This window comes from Faecalibacterium sp. I2-3-92 (genome assembly GCF_023347315.1).
Classification (GTDB): Bacteria; Bacillota; Clostridia; order Oscillospirales; family Ruminococcaceae; genus Faecalibacterium; species Faecalibacterium duncaniae.
Genome location: NZ_CP094470.1, coordinates 1,557,883 through 1,574,798 on the forward strand (window position 1 = coordinate 1,557,883; position 16,916 = coordinate 1,574,798).

A 16,916-nucleotide genomic window follows, 5' to 3' on the forward strand; every position below is an offset into this window, starting at 1 on the left:
TATGCTGAATATTGACGAGATCCAGAACGGCATTGTGATCGACCACATCAAGGCAGGCACCGCTGTGGGCCTGATGGAGCTGCTGGGCATCACCGGCAACAAGACCGCCAACGTGGCACTGATCCAGAATGCGCGCTCCCACAAGGCCGACTGCGGCCGCAAGGACATCATCAAGGTCGAGGGAGATGCCTCCTGGCTGAACCTGGACGTGCTGGCCTACCTTGACCCTGACATCAGCGTAACCGTGATCGAAAACGGCAAGGCTGTGCGCAAGGAAAAGCCGAAGCCCCCCAAGCGTCTGGTGAACATTGTGCGGTGCCGCAATCCCCGCTGCATCTCTTCCATTGAAGAGGAATGCGACCAGATCTTTGAGATGAGCTCCAACGGCAAATACCGCTGCATCTACTGTGAGCAGGAGCTGCAGGTGAAGCCGGAATAATCGGTACAAAAGCAAAAGGCAGTGCGTCCCACGCGGCGCACTGCCTTTTTTGTTTGTTACACGAAATCCTCCCGCATCGGAGTGAAGATATCCAGCAGGATGCCCGCTTCCGTGCAGGTGCAGCCATGCTCCACACCGTCCTCCTTCCGGCCTGATCTCAAACAAAAAAGCCCGACAAAGCTCCCTCCGGCAGCACCGCCCGGCATCCCATTCCCACATACGATGCCGTGCAGGTGCAGTGCATTCAGAAGGTCTCTATCTGCAGCAATCCCCCAAGATCGCCATTCAGAGCCTCGTCAGACTTTTTATTCGTAAAGACGTTCCGGCCCACGCACACACGCCTGCGTTCCCGGATGTCCCTTCCTCTGTCGGCCGCAAACCATACAGCGGGGAGGCGCTCCTGCCTTTAACTTGATTTCATTGTAGCAGATTCCGATGAAACTTTCACCCCAAATGTCATATTCTGCAGGGTTTCATGTCATAACTTGCGGAGCGGGATGGTGCAGGTAAAGCGGAACCAGCACTCCCGGCAGCTGATGGTATATTCGCCGCCGTATTTTTTCAGCACATCCCGCACGTTCCACAGCCCGAAGCCGTGGCCCGCCCCTTTCTGAGAGATGCGGGGCAGCTGACCGTCTACGAGGTTCAGGTCCTTCTCCACCCGGTTACGGACAGAGAGCACCACCTCGTCCTCGCTCTTCCGCATCCGCACATAGACCTCCGGCGGATCAGCCTGCGCGGCGGCCTCAATGGCATTGTTGAGCAGGTTGGAGAGCACGATCACAAGGTCTGTCTGATCCATGGGCATATCCCGCAGATCGGGCAGATCAAAATAGACCATGACCCCTTTTCGGCTGGCTTCCTCGTACTTTTTGCTGAGCAGGGCATCCAACAGGGGGTTGTGGGTGTTCATAATGGTGGTATTCGCCGCAATGGTCTTTGTGAGCGTGGAAAGGTAGGCCTTTGCGCCCTCGTAATCGCCCTGCTGAAGCAGCAGAGCCAGTGCATCGGTGTGGTTGGTGAACTCATGGGTCAGCCGCCGCTGGGTCTTGTAGGATTCCAGAAGAGCTTCTGCGCTCTTCTTCTGGCGCACAGCCTCCACCATCAGTGTCTGCTGCAGCAGCATCTGGTCGTTGACCATCTGCACGATCCCCAGATGGATCAGCACTGCTATGGTCAGGCCAAAGGTCAGCATCATGTTCATCATGCTGGGCACTTCGCTGCCGCCGGATACCATCAGCACGATGTTCAGCACCACAACGATGCCAGGAAAAAAGGACATGACCAACATCTGCAGCGGGGTCAACGCCTGCTCCCGCCGCCAGCGCCGGATAATGTAGGCTGCAAGCAGGCCAGCCCCCACAACAGCAGCTACCAGCAGGAACAGACAGCTGCGGTAGCGCCAGACCTCCCGGACGGGAATGTGCTTACACCAGGCAAAGGTGTAGCTGACCGTGTTTTCCGTCAGCAGGCACATGATGCCGTTGACAAGGCAGGCCGAGAGCTTCTGGTTCCAGCTTCCGCCGAAAAAGAGCACCGTGACCAACAGGTAGATGACGTTCAATATCACAGATCTAACATTGAAGAAGCCAATATCATACCAAATCGAGACCGCCAGAAACACTGCTGCCAGCAGGGCTGCCCACAGGCAGGGGAAGCGGAATCTCCTGCCGCGGCCCAGAAATGCATATTCCACCATGATAAAGGCCGCCCACTGCCCAATGCAGACCAGATGCCCCATCAGAAACCAGAGCATTTCCTTAGTCATCCCCAAACTGCCCCTTCCATTCCAGATAGGTGCTGCGAATCTCAGCATAGCCGTTCCGACTCACGCCCAGCTTGACCCCATTGCGCAGGGTGACCATATAGCTGCTGATCTGCCGGATGTACTTCATATTGACCACCGCGCTCCGCCCCACCCGCAGAAAGCCGTTTTCAAACAGTGCCTGCGGCAGCTCATTCAGCTTGCCATAGTAGGAACACAGGGGCTGGTGGGCCACATCTCCGTAAACGTTGATCTTGCGCAGATCGCTTTCGAGGTAGTAGATGCTGTCGTAGGGCAGCTCAGTCTCGGTGCGGTTCTGCCGGATGGTCAGGGTCTTGGGAGCCCGGTGATCCTGCTCATGCAGAATGGCATCCAGACAGCGGGGCAGCTGGCAGTCCAGATCGCGCTTGAGGATATAGCGGAACGCATTCACGGTGTAGCCCTCCGGGGCAAATTCCAGATAGGCCGACACATACACCAGGCAGATCTCCGGGCTGCACTGGCGCAGCTGCTTTCCCAGTGAGATGCCGTTCATGGTGTCCAGATCCACATCCAGCAGCGCCACCTGATACAGATCAAGGTCCCGCCGGGCCAGTGTCTCTTCCCCGCTGTGGCAGACGGTGCATTCCACCTGCAAGCCCCGCCGCGCAAAGAAATCCCGGACGAGCGTTTCCACGCGGGCAGCAAACACCGCATCGTCATCACAGATCAAAATGTGCATTGTGTCCTCCAACAAAAACGCCCTCTCCGTCAGTGCTTCGCACTGCCACCTCTCCCAAAGGGCGAGGCAATTGCTGCTCTGACTTCAGGCTGTGCAAGCTGCTTACCTGTCAGATGCGTTGGCTCCCCCTCGGGGAAGCTGGCGAGCGAATGCGAGACTGAGAGGGTTTATTTCCTTATGCAAAGAACTTGTCGTAGATGCCAAAGGCAAAGATGAACAGCACGATCACGGGCAGACCGTAGGTCAGATAGCCGCGCATCCAATCCTGGATCTTCAGCCCCTCGCCGGTGTTGACCTCCTTCTTATAGTTGTCCCAGCCCCAGCCATAGCGGGAAACGCAGAACAGCAGGTAGACCAGGCTGCCCAGCGGCAGGAACAGGTTACTGACAAGGAAATCCTCAAAGTCCAGCACTGCACCGCCAAACACGGCAAAGCCATCCCAGGCCCAGAGGTTATACCCCAGCACGCAGGGCATGGACAGCAGGATGATGAGGAACAGGTTGACCAGACTGGACTTTTTACGGGTGCAGCCGGTCAGCTCCATGCCGCAGCAGATGATGTTCTCAAACACCGCCAGCACGGTGGACAGGGCAGCAAATGCCATGAACAGGAAGAACAGGCTGCCCCACAGCCGCCCCAGCGCCATGTTGGCAAAAATATTGGGCAGGGTGATGAAGATCAGACTGGGGCCTGCAGTCTGATCCACGCCAAAGGTAAAGCAGGCCGGGAAGATGATGAGACCGGCCGTGATGGCCACAAAGGTATCCAGCACCACCACACGGACGCTCTCGCCCAGCAGGGAGTGCTCCTTGCCGATGTAGCTGCCAAAAATGGACATGGCACCGATGCCCAGGCTCAGGGTGAAGAAGGCCTGATTCATCGCACCCACCAGGGTGTTGACGATGCCAACCTCCTTCATGCGGCCAAAGTCAGGCACCAGGAAGAAGGAAAGACCCTCCTTTGCGCCGTCCATGAAGAGGCTGTTCACGGCCAGAATGACCATGATGAGGAGCAGGGCGATCATCATGCCCTTGGTCACACGCTCCAGACCATTCTGCAGGCCCTTGGCGCAGACCAGAATGCCCAGAACGACCACGAACACCATCCAGAAGGTCATAATGCCGGGGCTTGCCAGCATCTCGGTGAACTTGCCCGCCACCTCGTCTGCGTTCAGGCCGGAGAGCTTTCCGGCGGCAGTCATATAGAAATAGTGCAGCATCCAGCCCGCAACGGTGGTGTAGAACATCATCAGCAGGTAGCAGCCGATCAGAGTAAAATAGCCGTGGATATGCCACTTCTGGCCCGGCTTTTCCAGCACCTGATAGGCGCGCACCGGGCTTTTGCGGCTGGCACGGCCCACAGCAAATTCCATGGTCATAATAGGCAGACCCAGAATGACCAGGAACAGCAGGTAAAACAGTACAAAGGCACCGCCGCCGCCCTGACCTGCCATATAAGGAAATTTCCACACGTTGCCAATGCCGATGGCACAGCCTGCCGACAGCAGGATGAAGCCCAGCCGCGATTTCAGCGTTTCACGTTCCATAATAAATTTGTCCCCTCCAATAATTTCAGCCGCCCGCCTTCCGCGCGAAAAACAGGCGATATTAGTTTATTATATCACAAATTGGAAGAGAATGGAGTGCTTTTTCGTATTTTCCCTTGCAAATTTCTTTCATCTTATATAAAATAGACAAGATGAAATGTGTACAACACGGAAAGGAACAACCGGATGGTCTCAGACGAAGCTGCCGCTCAGCTGTTGGTGGAGCGGTATGGCGACGCGCTGACCCTTTACATCAACGGCGTGCTGGGCGATATCCACGAGGCAGAGGATCTGATGATCGAAGCCTTTGCCCATATTTTTGCAAGAGAGCGGCCCATTCAGGATGGCTGCTTCAAGGCTTACCTCTATAAAACCGGGCGCAATCTCGCATTGCGCTGCAAGACCCGGCGGCGGTTTTTTCTGCCGCCGGAGGAACTGCCTTTTGAACTGCCGGACGAGGCACTGGCCGAGACCGGGCTGTTCCAGAACGAACAGCACCAGCAGCTGTACGCCGCACTGGGCAAACTCAAAAAGGAATACCGGGAGACACTTTTTCTGGTCTATTTTGAAGAACTGAGCTACCGGCAGGCCGCACAGGTGCTGGGACGCACCGAGCAGCAGGTAACGAACCTTGTGTACCGGGGCAAGCAGCAGCTGAAACAACTTTTGGAACAGGAGGGATATCAGTATGAAAACTGATGCCGAACGGATGGCGCTGATCCGCCAGCGCACGGCCCAGCTGCAGCGTCAGGCGCGCGCACGGCAGATGCTGCTGATCGATGCAGGCTGTATGGCGGCCTGTCTTGTGCTGGTGGTCTGCCTGGGCCTTGCCATGCCCGGCTGGGCAGGCACATCAGTTGCATTGCATGTTTCCCCCACCGGCACCGCCGGGATGCTGAGTGAGCGCGGAGCCGACGGTTATATCCTGGTGGGCGTACTCTCGTTCCTGCTGGGCTCCTGCGTGACCATCCTGCTCTACCGCCTGCGCCGCAGCAGTGAAAAGAAGCACACGAGGAACGACGATGAGCTTTGAGATCATTGACAACACCTTTCAGGTGATCGTGCTGGCTGCGATGGCGCTCATCGCCTTTATCCTCGCCTTCCGGCGCAGCAGCCGCTCCTGCCTGATCCTGGCGTTCGGCTACGCCAGCTTTATGATGGGCACTTTGTACTACCTGCTCCATCTGATCATTCTGGGCCATGGGCCGCAGGTGTTTTATGTGGCCGAATGCTCCTGGATGGCCTCGTATTTCTTTTTTCTCTCGCTGGAGATCCTCTATTGGGAGGATCTCCGCCCGCCGTTCTCGCCTTTTGCGCTGGCGGCCGGGGTGGTCATTGCCGGAGTTGTCATGCGGGTGCAGGTGTTTGGCCCCTCTCCGCTGATGTCTGGTGCGCTGGCGCTCACCTTTGGCACGCTGGCCTACCTCTGTTTTTCGGCCCTGCAAAAGGAAAAACGGCTCCGGCCTTATGAGATCGCACTTTTGTTTGAAATGCTGTTGCAGATCCTTCTGTTCGTTGCCTCCGAGTTCATCCGTGATTACACCCGGTTCAACCTTTACTATGCTGTGGACATCCTGTTGACCCTCACGCTGGTCAGCTTCCTGCCCCATATCCTGCGGGAGGAGCCCCATGACCTACATTGAAAACATCTTTTTGTGCCTGGCGCTTCCCATGCTGCTCTCCCTGCTGTTCACATCGGGCAGCCCCCGGCGCTTTACCCTGTTCGTGGTGCTGGGCATGGCCACCTGCCTGCTTTCGGCTTATGTCAGCAGCTTTTTCATGGGGCGGCACCAGTGCAGTGCCGTGACCACTGCCATTGAGATCGCACCTGTCTGCGAGGAGATCCTGAAGCTGCTGCCTCTGCTGCTCTACTTTTTGATCTTTGAGCCGGATTCCCACAAGCTGACTCCTGCGGCCATTGGCATTGCAGTGGGCTTTGCTACCTTTGAAAACGTCTGCTACCTGACCGAAAACGGTGCAGGAAGTTTTGTTTTCCTGCTCATCCGCGGTATGTCTGCCGGGGCCCTGCATCTGGTCTGCGGCATCCTGACCGGTCTGGCACTGGCCTATGTGTTCCGCCGTCCGTGGCTCACCCGCACCGGTACGGTGGGGATTCTGGGGGTCTGCATGGTGCTGCACGGCATCTACAATCTGCTGATCACCGCCGACGGCTTCTGGCAGATGGTCGGGTACTTCTTTCCTTCTGCCATCATCGTCACCCTGTTTGCAGCAAGGCTGCTCCACAGGGGCAGGCACACTGTTTTTCGCTGACCGTTTCCCGCTCTTTTCCGGAGCGGGAAATTTTTTTGAACTTTTTTCAAATTTGGGTGAAAGGAATCGGCGCGAACTGTATTATAGGAGATAGAGAGGACGGAAAGCAGCCGCTCTGATGATCTCTCAAAAGGAGGGACTGTCCATGACCCAGAAGGCGAGTGTTCGTATGGAGGAAATTCGCCGCCGCACACGCAGGCTTCGTCAAAGGCGGGCACATCGAATCAACTGCACTCTCTCCGCAGTTTGTCTGTTTTTGACAGTCGGCATTGCGTCCCTGCTGTATCAGGAGCATGTTCCGGGTCTTTCCATCGTTCTGGCCGGGTACGGCTCGGTGCTGCTGCACAGCGGCGCTGATGCTTATATCGTGGTCAGCGTCGGCTCCTTTGTCACCGGCGTTGTATTCACGTTGCTCGGCATCCGGTACAGGCAGTACAAAGCACTGCACCGCCCCTTCTCCCCGGATGCTGCAGACAAGGCTTCCTCCCAAAGCCTCTCTGACGACCAGTAGCGCCCTCCATGCTCTTCTCCCACACACTTTTCTCCATACCCCGAAAAGGCTCTGCCGTTTCTCCCGGCAGAGCCTTTTCCCTTTTAACCAAAAACAGCACGCCGAAACCGAACGGCGTGCTGTTTTTTCTGGTTCTATGGTTATCTGTCCCACTTGTCGCACAGGGCGTTGATCTGGTCGGCAAACTTGGCAAGGTCCTTGTTGGCCCCGCCCTCGTTGTGCTCGATGACGCGGAGCAGCCGCTTGCCGGCGCTGACCAGCCGCTGGAACACCGTTGCGGCGCGGGACGCGCCCTCACTGGGCTTGTGCTCCAGCCGGACACGGGAGCCTTCCTGCAGGCAGACCGCACCCTCGGCCCCAATGGCCCACTGCTCCCCATTGTAAGGGGCACAGGCGGTAAAGCCCTGCTCGGTCAGGGTCTGGGCAAAGATGTTCTCCACCTCGTCCTCGCCATGGATGACAAACACCCGCTTGGGCTTGGGGCTGAACGCGTTCACCCAGGCCAGCAGGCCCTCGCGGTCGGCATGGCCCGAAAGACCCGTCAGCTGACAGATCTCTGCCTGCACGTCGATGGTCTCACCGAACAGCTTGACATTGACGGCACCATCGATCAGGGTGCGGCCCAGCGTTCCCACGGCCTGATAGCCCACAAAAAGGATCGTGCACTCCGGCCGCCACAGATTGTGCTTGAGGTGGTGGCGGATGCGGCCTGCCTCGCACATGCCGCTGGCCGAGATGATGACCTTAGGCACCCGGTCGGCGTTGATCATCCGGGACTCATCGCTGGTCACGCTGACCTGCAGCCCCGGGAACTGGATGGGGTCGATGCCCTGGGCCAGCAGCGCCCGGGTATCCTCGTCAAAGCAGTCGGGGTCGGTATCTTTGAAGATGCGGGTCGCCTCAATGGCAAGGGGGCTGTCGATGTAGACCGGGAAATTGCCGTGGCCGGTGACCAGGCCCTCTTTTTTGATCTCACGGATAAAGTAGAGCAGCTCCTGGGTACGGCCCACCGCAAAGCTGGGGATGACCACATTGCCGCCCCGGTCAAAGGTGCGCTGCAGGATCCTGCTCAGCTCCCCCACATAGTCCGGGCGGGGACCGTGGCTGCGGTCGCCATACGTAGACTCCATAAACACATAGTCCGCGTCCCGGATCGTTGTCGGGTCTTTGATGATGGGCTGATGCTGGTTGCCGATATCCCCGGAAAAGACCAGCTTGGTGGTGGTGCCGCTCTCAGTGACCCAGATCTCGATGCTGGAAGAACCCAGCAGATGGCCCACATCGATGAAGCGGATCACAAGGCCCGGGGCCAGTTCGATTTTAGTGTTATACTCCATGCCCCGGAACAGCTGCATGGCCGCCTCGGCATCCTGCACGGTGTACATCGGCTCCACCGGCTCGGCACCGGCACGCTTCGCCTTGCGGTTCTTCCACTCAGCTTCAAACTCCTGAATGTGGGCAGAGTCCCGCAGCATGATGCTGCACAGCTGAGTCGTGGGCTTGGTGGCATAGATCCTGCCCCGGAAGCCGTTGCGCACCAGCAGCGGCAGCTGGCCTGTGTGGTCGATATGCGCATGGGTCACCAGCACGCCGTCAATTTCACCCGGTGCCACAGGAAAGGGCTGGTTCTCATAAACATCCTTCCCCTGCTCCATACCGCAGTCGATGAGGTAGCGCTGCCCAGCTGCTTCCAGCAGGGTGCAGCTGCCCGTGACCTCGTGGTTGGCTCCCAAAAATGTGAGCTTCATAGATACACCTCCCAGTTCGGTTTTGCACCCTTAGTATAGCATAACTTGCCGCGTCCATCTGCCCAAATCGTGTAAAGAGTTATCGGGCAAAGCGCTGAAATTTTGAAAAAGTTTTTATACAATCTTGACAAACCACCCCCAACTGAGATAAACTTTATTCGTATGACGTAACTTCTACAGAGATTCAAAATAGAGAGGTAGTTATTTATGGTTCGTAACGATTTGCGCAACGTCGCCATTATCGCTCACGTTGACCACGGCAAGACCACGCTGGTGGATGCCATGCTGCGTCAGAGCGGCGCTTTCCGCGACAATCAGGTCGTGGCAGAGCGTGTCATGGACAGCGGCGATATCGAGCGTGAGCGCGGTATCACCATTCTGGCCAAGAACTGCTCCTGCACCTACAAGGGTGTCAAGATCAACATCGTTGATACCCCGGGCCACGCCGACTTTGGCGGCGAGGTCGAGCGCGTGCTGAAGATGGTCAACGGCGTGCTGCTGCTGGTGGACGCTGCTGAGGGCTGCATGCCCCAGACCCGTTTTGTTCTGCAGAAGGCTCTGCAGCAGAACCTGAGCCTGGTGGTTGCCATCAACAAGATCGACCGCCCCGATGCCCGCATCAAGGAAGTCATCGATGAGGTGCTTTACCTGCTGATGGATCTGGGCGCTTCCGATGAGCAGCTGGAATGCCCCATCCTGTTCTGCTGCGGCCGTCAGGGCACCGCAAGCCTGGACCCCGATGTGCCCGGCACCGACCTGATCCCCCTGTTCGACACCCTGCTGGACACCATCCAGCCTCCTCAGGGCGATCCCGAGGCTCCCTTCCAGATGCTGGTCTCCTCTGTTGACTACAACGAGTTCGTTGGCCGCATCGGCATTGGCCGCATCCAGAACGGCGTTGCCAAGGTCGGCGAGGAAGTGGTCGTGTGCGACTGGCACAACCCCGACCTGAAGATGCGCGGCCGCCTGACCAAGCTGTACGATTTCCAGGCCAATGGCCGCCAGCCCTGCGACAACATCACCGCAGGCGATATCGTTGCATTCTCCGGCCTGCCCGATGTCACCATCGGCAACACGCTGTGTGCTCCCTCTCAGGTTGAGCCGCTGCCCTTCGTGAAGATCAACGACCCCACCGTGGAGATGACCTTCTCCGTCAACGACAGCCCCCTGGCCGGCCGTGAGGGCAAGTACGTCACCAGCCGCCAGATCCGTGACCGCCTGCAGAAAGAGCTGCTGAAGGACGTTGCTCTGAAGGTGGAGGATTCTCCCACCACCGATTCCTTCCGCGTCATGGGCCGTGGTGAGATGCACCTGTCCATCCTGATCGAGACCATGCGCCGTGAAGGCTACGAGCTGCAGGTCTCTCCCCCGCACGTTCTGACCAAGGTCATCGACGGCAAGACCTACGAGCCCATGGAGCACGTTGTCATCGACGTTCCCACCCAGTATCAGGGTGCTGTGATGACCGGCCTGGGCCAGCGCAAGGCCGTTCTGCAGCAGATGGAGTCTCTGGGCACTGACCGTGTCCGCCTGGAGTTCCGGATGCCTAGCCGCGGCCTGTTCGGCTACCGCAACCAGTTCCTGACCGATACCCACGGCGAAGGCATCCTCAACCAGATCTTTGATGGCTACGATGTCTGGGCCGGTATGATCGCCAACCGTTCCACCGGTTCTCTGGTCAGCTTTGAGACCGGCGATGCCGTTACCTACGGCCTGTACAACGCGCAGCAGCGCGGCACCCTGCTGGTGGGCGCTGGCGAAAAGGTCTACGAGGGCATGGTCATCGGCTACACCGCTTCCGGCGAGGATGTGGATGTCAACGTCTGCAAGACCAAGCACCTGACCAATACCCGTGCTTCCGGTTCCGATGACGCTCTGCGCCTGATCCCCGTCAGCAAGCTGAGCCTGGAGGGCTGCCTTGAGTTCCTGGCACAGGACGAGCTGCTGGAGGTCACCCCTGAGAATCTGCGCATCCGCAAGCAGATCCTGAACCACGACCAGCGCATGAAGGCAAAGAGCAAGCTGAAGTAAGCTGCTTCCCTTCCCGATCAACATAAAAAACGGCATCGCAAACCGATCGGTCTGCGATGCCGTTTTTGCGTTTCGCTCTTTATTCAGCGCTGTATGCGCTGCCCATAGTCCAGGAGTTGGAAGCCGAATACTTTGCGTGGTTGCGCAGGTAGGTGACCCAGGCACCATAGCCGTTTCCGGCCGAGAAGTGGACTCCATCCGGAGCCGCCAGCATCTCCTTCAGATTCCCGTTCTCATCGGCAAAGGTCTCCCACAGGTCAAGGTAGACACAGCCCTTGTCTGCAGCCAGCTTTGCCAGCTGCTCGTTCACAGAGCGCAGGACATCGGACGCAAGACCGGGCTTTTCCGCAGCGGCCTGGGGCCGCACCGGCGGGATGGACTGGACATAGATGACACAGCCGGGCAGGGCCTGCCTGAGCTGATCCAACATCTGACCATAGTAGGCCAGAAAGCGGTCTGCTGCCCCCAGCGTGGTCAGCGTGTTGGTGCCCAGCAGGATATAGAGCTTTTTCGGCTGGGCCGCTGTCAGCACATCCATTGCCACCTCTGAGCCGCGCACGCTGCTCTTGACCGCGCTGCGGTTCACGATGGCATCGGGGCCCACACCGGTATAGCCGCAGATGAGCGCCCCGCCCAGGTTGATGCTGTAATCGGAAAAGCCCACGGTCAGGCTGTCGCCCAGCAGGGCCGCATCCGAAAAGTAACTCAGATCCACCTGCCCACAGCTGGGCTGACGGATCACGCTGCTGTCATACGCCTTGACCTGGTAGGCCCCCGCTGCCTGCCGGGCGGGGCCGAACTGTTCCAGCGTGACAGCCGCCGCATCGTCGGCTCCACTGCCTTCCCCTGCCGTACCGCCGGTGCTGTCTGCCGCAGAGGCTCCCGTATCTCCCTGCATGGGCAGCGGAGCCAGGATATTGGCCGCTGTGCCCGCCGCTGGGCTTTGCTGGACAGCCTCGCTCTGCTTTTCGCCATTTTCCAGAATGGCCGTGACGGCCAGCGACAGCAGCAGGATCGCTGCAATGACCCCCGCCAGCCGCAGGCCGGTGCCTGCCTTGCTGCGCCGTCTCCGGCCATGGGTGGAATGATATTCGTGTGAGATCCCCATTCTCTTTCCCGCCTTTCCCTGTTTTCTTTTCTCTATCATTACGGTCAGTATCCCCGAAAAATTGCAAAGTTTGCACTCTGCACTCCGACCGACCCTATGTTTTTGTAGGATACGCCAAATATTGTATCATAATTTTTTTGCCCGTGCAACCAATCAGGTCTTGCATACAACAGAGAAATAGTTTACAATAGTATTGTTGCAGGAATTGCACAGTTTTCATTGAATCAGATGCACATCCTGCATTCTTTTTGTACGACTTGCGGCGCGCATCCGCAATCTCCTTCCCCGGGCAGTGCAGGGCTCTGGGAGGACACAGGAGGACTGGCCGCGCTTTGCAGGACGTGAAATGTTGTTCTTTTGGATAAGGAGGACGTATGTCAAAAAATGTCATCATCGGCCAGAGCGGCGGCCCTACCGCCGTTATCAATTCCAGCCTGGCAGGCGTATACAAAGCTGCCTGCAGTCTGGGAGCCGATAAAGTCTACGGAATGAAGTACGGCATCGAGGGCCTTTTAAAGGAAGAGATGCTGGAACTGAATGTTCTGCTGGATGACCGCATGAGCATCGAGCTGCTCAAGCGCACCCCGTCCAGCTATCTGGGCAGCTGCCGCTACAAGCTGCCGGACCCGGACGTGGACTCTACCCCGTTCATCAAGCTGTTCACCCTGTTTGACAAGTACGATATCTGTGCGCTGTTCTACATCGGCGGCAATGACTCGATGGACACCATTGCAAAACTCTCCCGTTACGGTGCCCAGGTGGGCAGCAGCGTCCGGTTCATCGGTGTGCCCAAGACCATCGACAACGACCTCTGCCTGACCGACCACACCCCCGGCTACGGCTCTGCCGCCAAGTACATTGCCACCATCCTGAAGGAGGTCATCCGTGACTCCTCCGTTTACAACATCCGCAGCGTGACGGTGGCCGAGATCATGGGCCGCCACGCAGGCTGGCTGGCCGGTGCGGCCTGTCTGGCCGGCGGCGATGACTGCGAAGGCCCCGACCTCATTCTGCTGCCCGAAGTTCCCTTTGACCCGGACAGGTTCCTGACCCGGGTGGACGAGCTGCAGCGGGTCAAACCCAATGTCATCATTGCAGCCAGCGAGGGCGTTAAGACAGCCGACGGCACCTATCTGTGCGATCTGGTCTCCACCGCTGGGCAGCTGGATGCCTTTGGCCACAAAGCCATCCTCAGCGGCACCAGCCGGTATCTTTCTGACCTCATCCACGACAATCTGAACTGCAAGAGCCGTGCCATTGAGTTTTCGACCCTGCAGCGCTGCGCCAGCCATCTGGCCAGCCGCACCGATGTGAACGAGGCCTATGCCGTGGGCGGCGCTGCCGCTTCCGCTGCCTTTGCGGGTGAGACCGGGCGGATGATCTCGCTCAAGCGCATTTCCGATTACCCCTACCAGTGCATCACCGAGTCGGTGGATGTCCAGCAGGTGGCAAACCTGGAGAAAAAGGTGCCGCTGGACTGGATCACCCCGGACGGAATGCAGGTGACGGCGGCATTTGAGGAGTATGCCCGTCCGCTCATCCTGGACGAAGTGACACCGGTCTATGTCAACGGTACCCCGCGCCATATCTGCCTGTAAGTTTCATTTGCGCGCTTCCTCCCCCCCTCGTGGTCTGTTTTCGTGCTCCTGCACGATAATATAAAAGCCGAAACAGAAGAAAAGGAGAAATCATCATGGGTAAAAATGCAATCGTTGGTCAGTCTGGCGGCCCTACCTCCGTCATCAATGCAAGTCTGGCAGGCGTATTCGAGAGCTGCAAGAGCCGCGGCGCTGAGATCGTTTACGGCATGTGCAACGGCGTTGCCGGTCTGCTGGAGGAGCGTGTGGTGGATCTTTCCACCGTGCTGACCGATGACCTGGATATCGAGCTGCTCAAGCGCACCCCGTCCAGCTTCCTGGGCAGCTGCCGCTATAAGCTGCCCGATTGGCACGATGACGAGACCGTTTACAAGAAGCTGTTCGCCATCCTGGAAAAGCTGAACATTGGGTACTTCTTCTACATTGGCGGCAACGACTCCATGGATACCATCGGCAAGCTGGCTGAATACGGCAACCGCATCCAGAGCGACATCCGCTTCATGGGCGTTCCCAAGACCATCGATAACGACCTGATGGTGACCGACCACACCCCCGGCTACGGCTCTGCGGCAAAGTACATCGGTGTGGTGATGAAGGAGATCATCCGCGATGCCACCGTTTACGGCACCAATTATGTCACCGTGGTCGAGATCATGGGCCGCAACGCCGGCTGGCTGACCGCTGCTGCCTCTCTGGCCAAGAGCGATGACTGCGAGGGCGTGGATATGATCTGCCTGCCCGAAGTCCCCTTCAACGTGGAGCACTTCATTGAGAAGGTCCGCGCCATGCAGGAGAAGAAGCCTAGCATCGTGATCGCTGTTTCCGAGGGTGTCAAGCTCGAGGACGGCCGTTACGTCTGTGAGCTGGCCGACGATGTGCACGCAGTGGACGCTTTCGGCCACAAGGCACTGACCGGCACCGCCCGCTATCTGGCGAATGTGGTCGCACGTAATCTGGACACCAAGACCCGCTGCATCGAGCTGTCTACCCTGCAGCGCTGCGCCGGTCACCTGACCAGCCGCACCGATATCACCGAGGCTTACCAGGTGGGCGGCGCTGCTGCCAAGGCTGCCTTTGAGGGTGTCACCGGTCAGATGGTCGCCCTGAAGCGCATCTCCAACAGCCCCTATCAGTACATCACCGAGCTGCACCCCATCAGTGAAGTTGCAAACCTCGAGAAGAAGGTTCCCCTGAGCTGGATGAACGAGAATCACACCCAGATGACCGAGGAATTCCTCGAGTATGCCCGCCCGCTGATCCAGGCTGAGCTGACTCCGCTGTACATTGCAGGTCTGCCCCACCATATCTACATGAAAAAGTAATTTCTCCTTTGAATCCTTCTAAGGCATAGCAAAACTCCCGCCCGGATGCGCTCCGGGCGGGAGTTTTTTGCTGTGTGGCTTATGAATTACTGTTTGCCCAGCTGCCAGAACGCCACGGCACTGGCGGCGGCAACATTCAGGGAATCGACCCCGTGGGACATGGGGATCTTGACCGTATAATCGCAGGATGCGATGGTGGTATGGGAAAGGCCGTCTCCCTCCGTGCCCAGCACAATGGCAAGCTTCGGCTCCCGGGCAAGGGCTTCGTCATCGATGCTGACCGAACGGTCACTCAAGGCCATGGCAGCCGTCTTGAAGCCCAGGGCATTCAGCTGAGCAAGCCCCTTTTCGGGCCAATCGGCGGGCGTTTCGCCGATCTGCGCCCAGGGTACCTGAAACACCGTGCCCATACTCACGCGCACGGCCCGGCGGCAGAGCGGGTCACAGCAGGAGGGGTTGATAAGAACAGCGTCCATGTTCAGCGCTGCCGCGCTGCGGAAGATGGCACCCACGTTGGTGGAATCCACAATGCCCTCCAGCACGGCCACCCGCCGGGCATTCCGGCAAAGCTCCTCCACGGTGCGGGGCTTCGGACGTTGAAAGGCGCAGAGCACACCCCGGGTCAGCTCGTAGCCTGTCAGTGCAGCCAACAGCTCCCGGTCAGCAGTATAAATGGGTGCATCCCCGCAGCGGGTCAGGATCTCCGCCGCAGGGCCGGTGATCTGCCTGCGCTCCATCAGCAGGGAGACCGGCACAAAGCCTGCATCCAGTGCCCGGGAGATCACCTTGGGGCTCTCGGCAATGAAGATGCCTTTTTCGGGTTCCAGCCGACTGCGCAACTGGTTCTGCGTCAAGCGGGCGTAGGGGTCCAGCTCCGGCGCGTGAAAATCCGTGATCTCGATGATATTGGGCATGGGGGGATTCTCCTTTTTCTGTATGAATGGTCTTATTGTAGCACAACCCGGATGCAATTGCAAAAAACATGGTAGGCATATTCGTTTTACATAGTCAAAACCGCTAAAAATCACCTTTTGTTTTTGACAAATCCGTCAACCCGCGTTATAGTATAGGGGTAAAAAATCAGAGGGGGAATTTGCATGAATTCCAAGAAAAAGCGCCGCGGCCAGATGTCGGAAGCGTTCTGCACGGCAATGTTCCTTTCACTGTCCGGCGGCCTGCAGGACGTATACACCTATCTGTTCCGGGGCAAGGTGTTTGCCAACGCCCAGACCGGCAACATCGTGCTGATGGCTGTCCATGCCTTTGCCGGGGAGTGGGGGCGTGTGCTGCATTATCTTGTGCCCCTGTGCTTCTTTGCGCTGGGCGTGTTCGCGGCAGAGCTGATGCACCAGAAGCTGCAGAATCTGCAGCGGCTCCACTGGCGGCAGCTGGTGGTGCTATGTGAGATCGTGATGCTGTTCGTGGTGGGCTTTTTCCCGCAGGAGTGGAATCTTATGGCCAATGCGCTGGTCTCGTTTGCCTGTGCGATGCAGGTGCAGACCTTCCGCAAGGTGAACGGTTATGCCTTTGCCAGCACCATGTGCATCGGCAACATGCGCAGCGGCATGGACTCCCTCTGCAGCTGGGTGCTCAACCGCAATCCTGCCGCCCTGAAAAAATCCCTTTATTACTGGGGCATCATCCTCCTGTTTGCGCTGGGCGCGGGCCTGGGCAGCCTGACGCTGGACCTCTGCGGCGCAAAGGCCATCTGGTTCTCCTGCCTGCTGCTGGCCGTCAGCTTCTGCCTGATGTTCCTGAAAGAAGATGTGGAAGAGATCAAAGAAGATCTCGAAGCACTGGAAGCAAAACATTAAATCAAGGAGTTTCCCTCAGTTTCACGCTGTTTACCGCCATGC

16 protein-coding genes are annotated in these 16,916 nt (G+C 58.1%); 10 read left to right on the forward strand and 6 right to left on the reverse strand.

All coding sequences use genetic code 11. The features are described 5' to 3' along the window. Position 1 precedes the first annotated feature (1 nt). The gene (locus MTP42_RS07610) at positions 2-439 is read left to right on the forward strand and encodes an aspartate carbamoyltransferase regulatory subunit (RefSeq protein WP_005934452.1); all 438 of its coding nucleotides are present in this window, start codon (positions 2-4) and stop codon (positions 437-439) included. 478 nt (positions 440-917) lie between these two features. Here MTP42_RS07610 and MTP42_RS07615 read toward each other — a convergent pair whose 3' ends face one another. The 3 genes from MTP42_RS07615 to MTP42_RS07625 all read right to left on the reverse strand — a co-directional run bounded on the left by MTP42_RS07615 (position 918) and on the right by MTP42_RS07625 (position 4,471). Next, positions 918-2,207 (reverse strand): sensor histidine kinase, encoded by a 1,290-nt coding sequence (locus MTP42_RS07615; protein WP_249257052.1) that lies wholly within the window; start codon positions 2,205-2,207, stop codon positions 918-920. Next, positions 2,200-2,925, reverse strand: a complete 726-nt coding sequence (locus MTP42_RS07620; protein ID WP_035394482.1) for a LytR/AlgR family response regulator transcription factor — start codon at positions 2,923-2,925, stop codon at positions 2,200-2,202. Before MTP42_RS07620 ends, MTP42_RS07615 begins: the two co-directional genes overlap by 8 nt. Before the next feature lie 175 nt (positions 2,926-3,100). Continuing rightward, complete coding sequence (locus MTP42_RS07625) at positions 3,101-4,471, reverse strand: sodium-dependent transporter (protein WP_117476126.1); 1,371 nt, start codon at positions 4,469-4,471, stop codon at positions 3,101-3,103. A gap of 186 nt (positions 4,472-4,657) precedes the next feature. On the opposite strand from MTP42_RS07625, the gene MTP42_RS07630 reads away from it, so the two are divergent. From MTP42_RS07630 to MTP42_RS07650, 5 genes are all read left to right on the forward strand, one after another. Further along, positions 4,658-5,170 carry an RNA polymerase sigma factor gene (locus MTP42_RS07630; protein WP_249257053.1) on the forward strand — a complete coding sequence of 171 codons (513 nt, stop codon included), beginning with the start codon at positions 4,658-4,660 and terminating at the stop codon, positions 5,168-5,170. Continuing rightward, positions 5,160-5,504 carry a DUF4179 domain-containing protein gene (locus MTP42_RS07635; RefSeq protein ID WP_249257054.1) on the forward strand — a complete coding sequence of 115 codons (345 nt, stop codon included), beginning with the start codon at positions 5,160-5,162 and terminating at the stop codon, positions 5,502-5,504. The genes MTP42_RS07630 and MTP42_RS07635 overlap by 11 nt, the downstream gene beginning before the upstream one ends. Then, positions 5,494-6,114, forward strand: coding sequence for a hypothetical protein (locus MTP42_RS07640; protein ID WP_249257055.1), 621 nt, complete (start codon positions 5,494-5,496; stop codon positions 6,112-6,114). Before MTP42_RS07635 ends, MTP42_RS07640 begins: the two co-directional genes overlap by 11 nt. Further along, on the forward strand, positions 6,101-6,742 hold the full coding sequence (locus MTP42_RS07645; protein WP_249257056.1) for a PrsW family glutamic-type intramembrane protease: 642 nt from the start codon (positions 6,101-6,103) through the stop codon (positions 6,740-6,742). Before MTP42_RS07640 ends, MTP42_RS07645 begins: the two co-directional genes overlap by 14 nt. Positions 6,743-6,887: 145 nt before the next feature. Next, the gene (locus MTP42_RS07650; RefSeq protein ID WP_147322194.1) at positions 6,888-7,253 is read left to right on the forward strand and encodes a hypothetical protein; all 366 of its coding nucleotides are present in this window, start codon (positions 6,888-6,890) and stop codon (positions 7,251-7,253) included. Positions 7,254-7,393: 140 nt separating this feature from the next. Here the strand turns inward: MTP42_RS07650 and MTP42_RS07655 are convergent, their stop codons facing one another. Next, entirely contained in the window at positions 7,394-9,001 is a 1,608-nt protein-coding gene (locus MTP42_RS07655; RefSeq protein WP_005934470.1) for an MBL fold metallo-hydrolase RNA specificity domain-containing protein, read from the reverse strand. A gap of 207 nt (positions 9,002-9,208) precedes the next feature. Here MTP42_RS07655 and typA point away from each other — a divergent pair, with 207 nt between their 5' ends. Then, the gene (gene typA, locus MTP42_RS07660) at positions 9,209-11,032 is read left to right on the forward strand and encodes a translational GTPase TypA (RefSeq protein WP_097771893.1); all 1,824 of its coding nucleotides are present in this window, start codon (positions 9,209-9,211) and stop codon (positions 11,030-11,032) included. Positions 11,033-11,111: 79 nt separating this feature from the next. Here the strand turns inward: typA and MTP42_RS07665 are convergent, their stop codons facing one another. Continuing rightward, positions 11,112-12,140 (reverse strand): GDSL-type esterase/lipase family protein, encoded by a 1,029-nt coding sequence (locus tag MTP42_RS07665; RefSeq protein ID WP_242957887.1) that lies wholly within the window; start codon positions 12,138-12,140, stop codon positions 11,112-11,114. Positions 12,141-12,514: 374 nt separating this feature from the next. Between MTP42_RS07665 and MTP42_RS07670 the strand changes: the two genes are divergently transcribed. Together MTP42_RS07670 and MTP42_RS07675 are read left to right on the forward strand one after the other, a co-directional pair. Next, complete coding sequence (locus MTP42_RS07670) at positions 12,515-13,738, forward strand: 6-phosphofructokinase (RefSeq protein ID WP_005934476.1); 1,224 nt, start codon at positions 12,515-12,517, stop codon at positions 13,736-13,738. A 95-nt stretch (positions 13,739-13,833) separates the two neighbouring features. Further along, complete coding sequence (locus MTP42_RS07675) at positions 13,834-15,060, forward strand: 6-phosphofructokinase (RefSeq protein WP_097771220.1); 1,227 nt, start codon at positions 13,834-13,836, stop codon at positions 15,058-15,060. A gap of 86 nt (positions 15,061-15,146) precedes the next feature. Here the strand turns inward: MTP42_RS07675 and MTP42_RS07680 are convergent, their stop codons facing one another. Beyond that, positions 15,147-15,974: a TrmH family RNA methyltransferase gene (locus tag MTP42_RS07680; RefSeq protein WP_156075753.1), complete on the reverse strand. Its 828-nt coding sequence runs from the start codon at positions 15,972-15,974 to the stop codon at positions 15,147-15,149. 183 nt (positions 15,975-16,157) lie between these two features. On the opposite strand from MTP42_RS07680, the gene MTP42_RS07685 reads away from it, so the two are divergent. Continuing rightward, a complete protein-coding gene (locus MTP42_RS07685; RefSeq protein WP_117476118.1) occupies positions 16,158-16,874 on the forward strand; it encodes a YoaK family protein in 717 nt (238 codons plus the stop codon). Positions 16,875-16,916 lie beyond the last annotated feature (42 nt).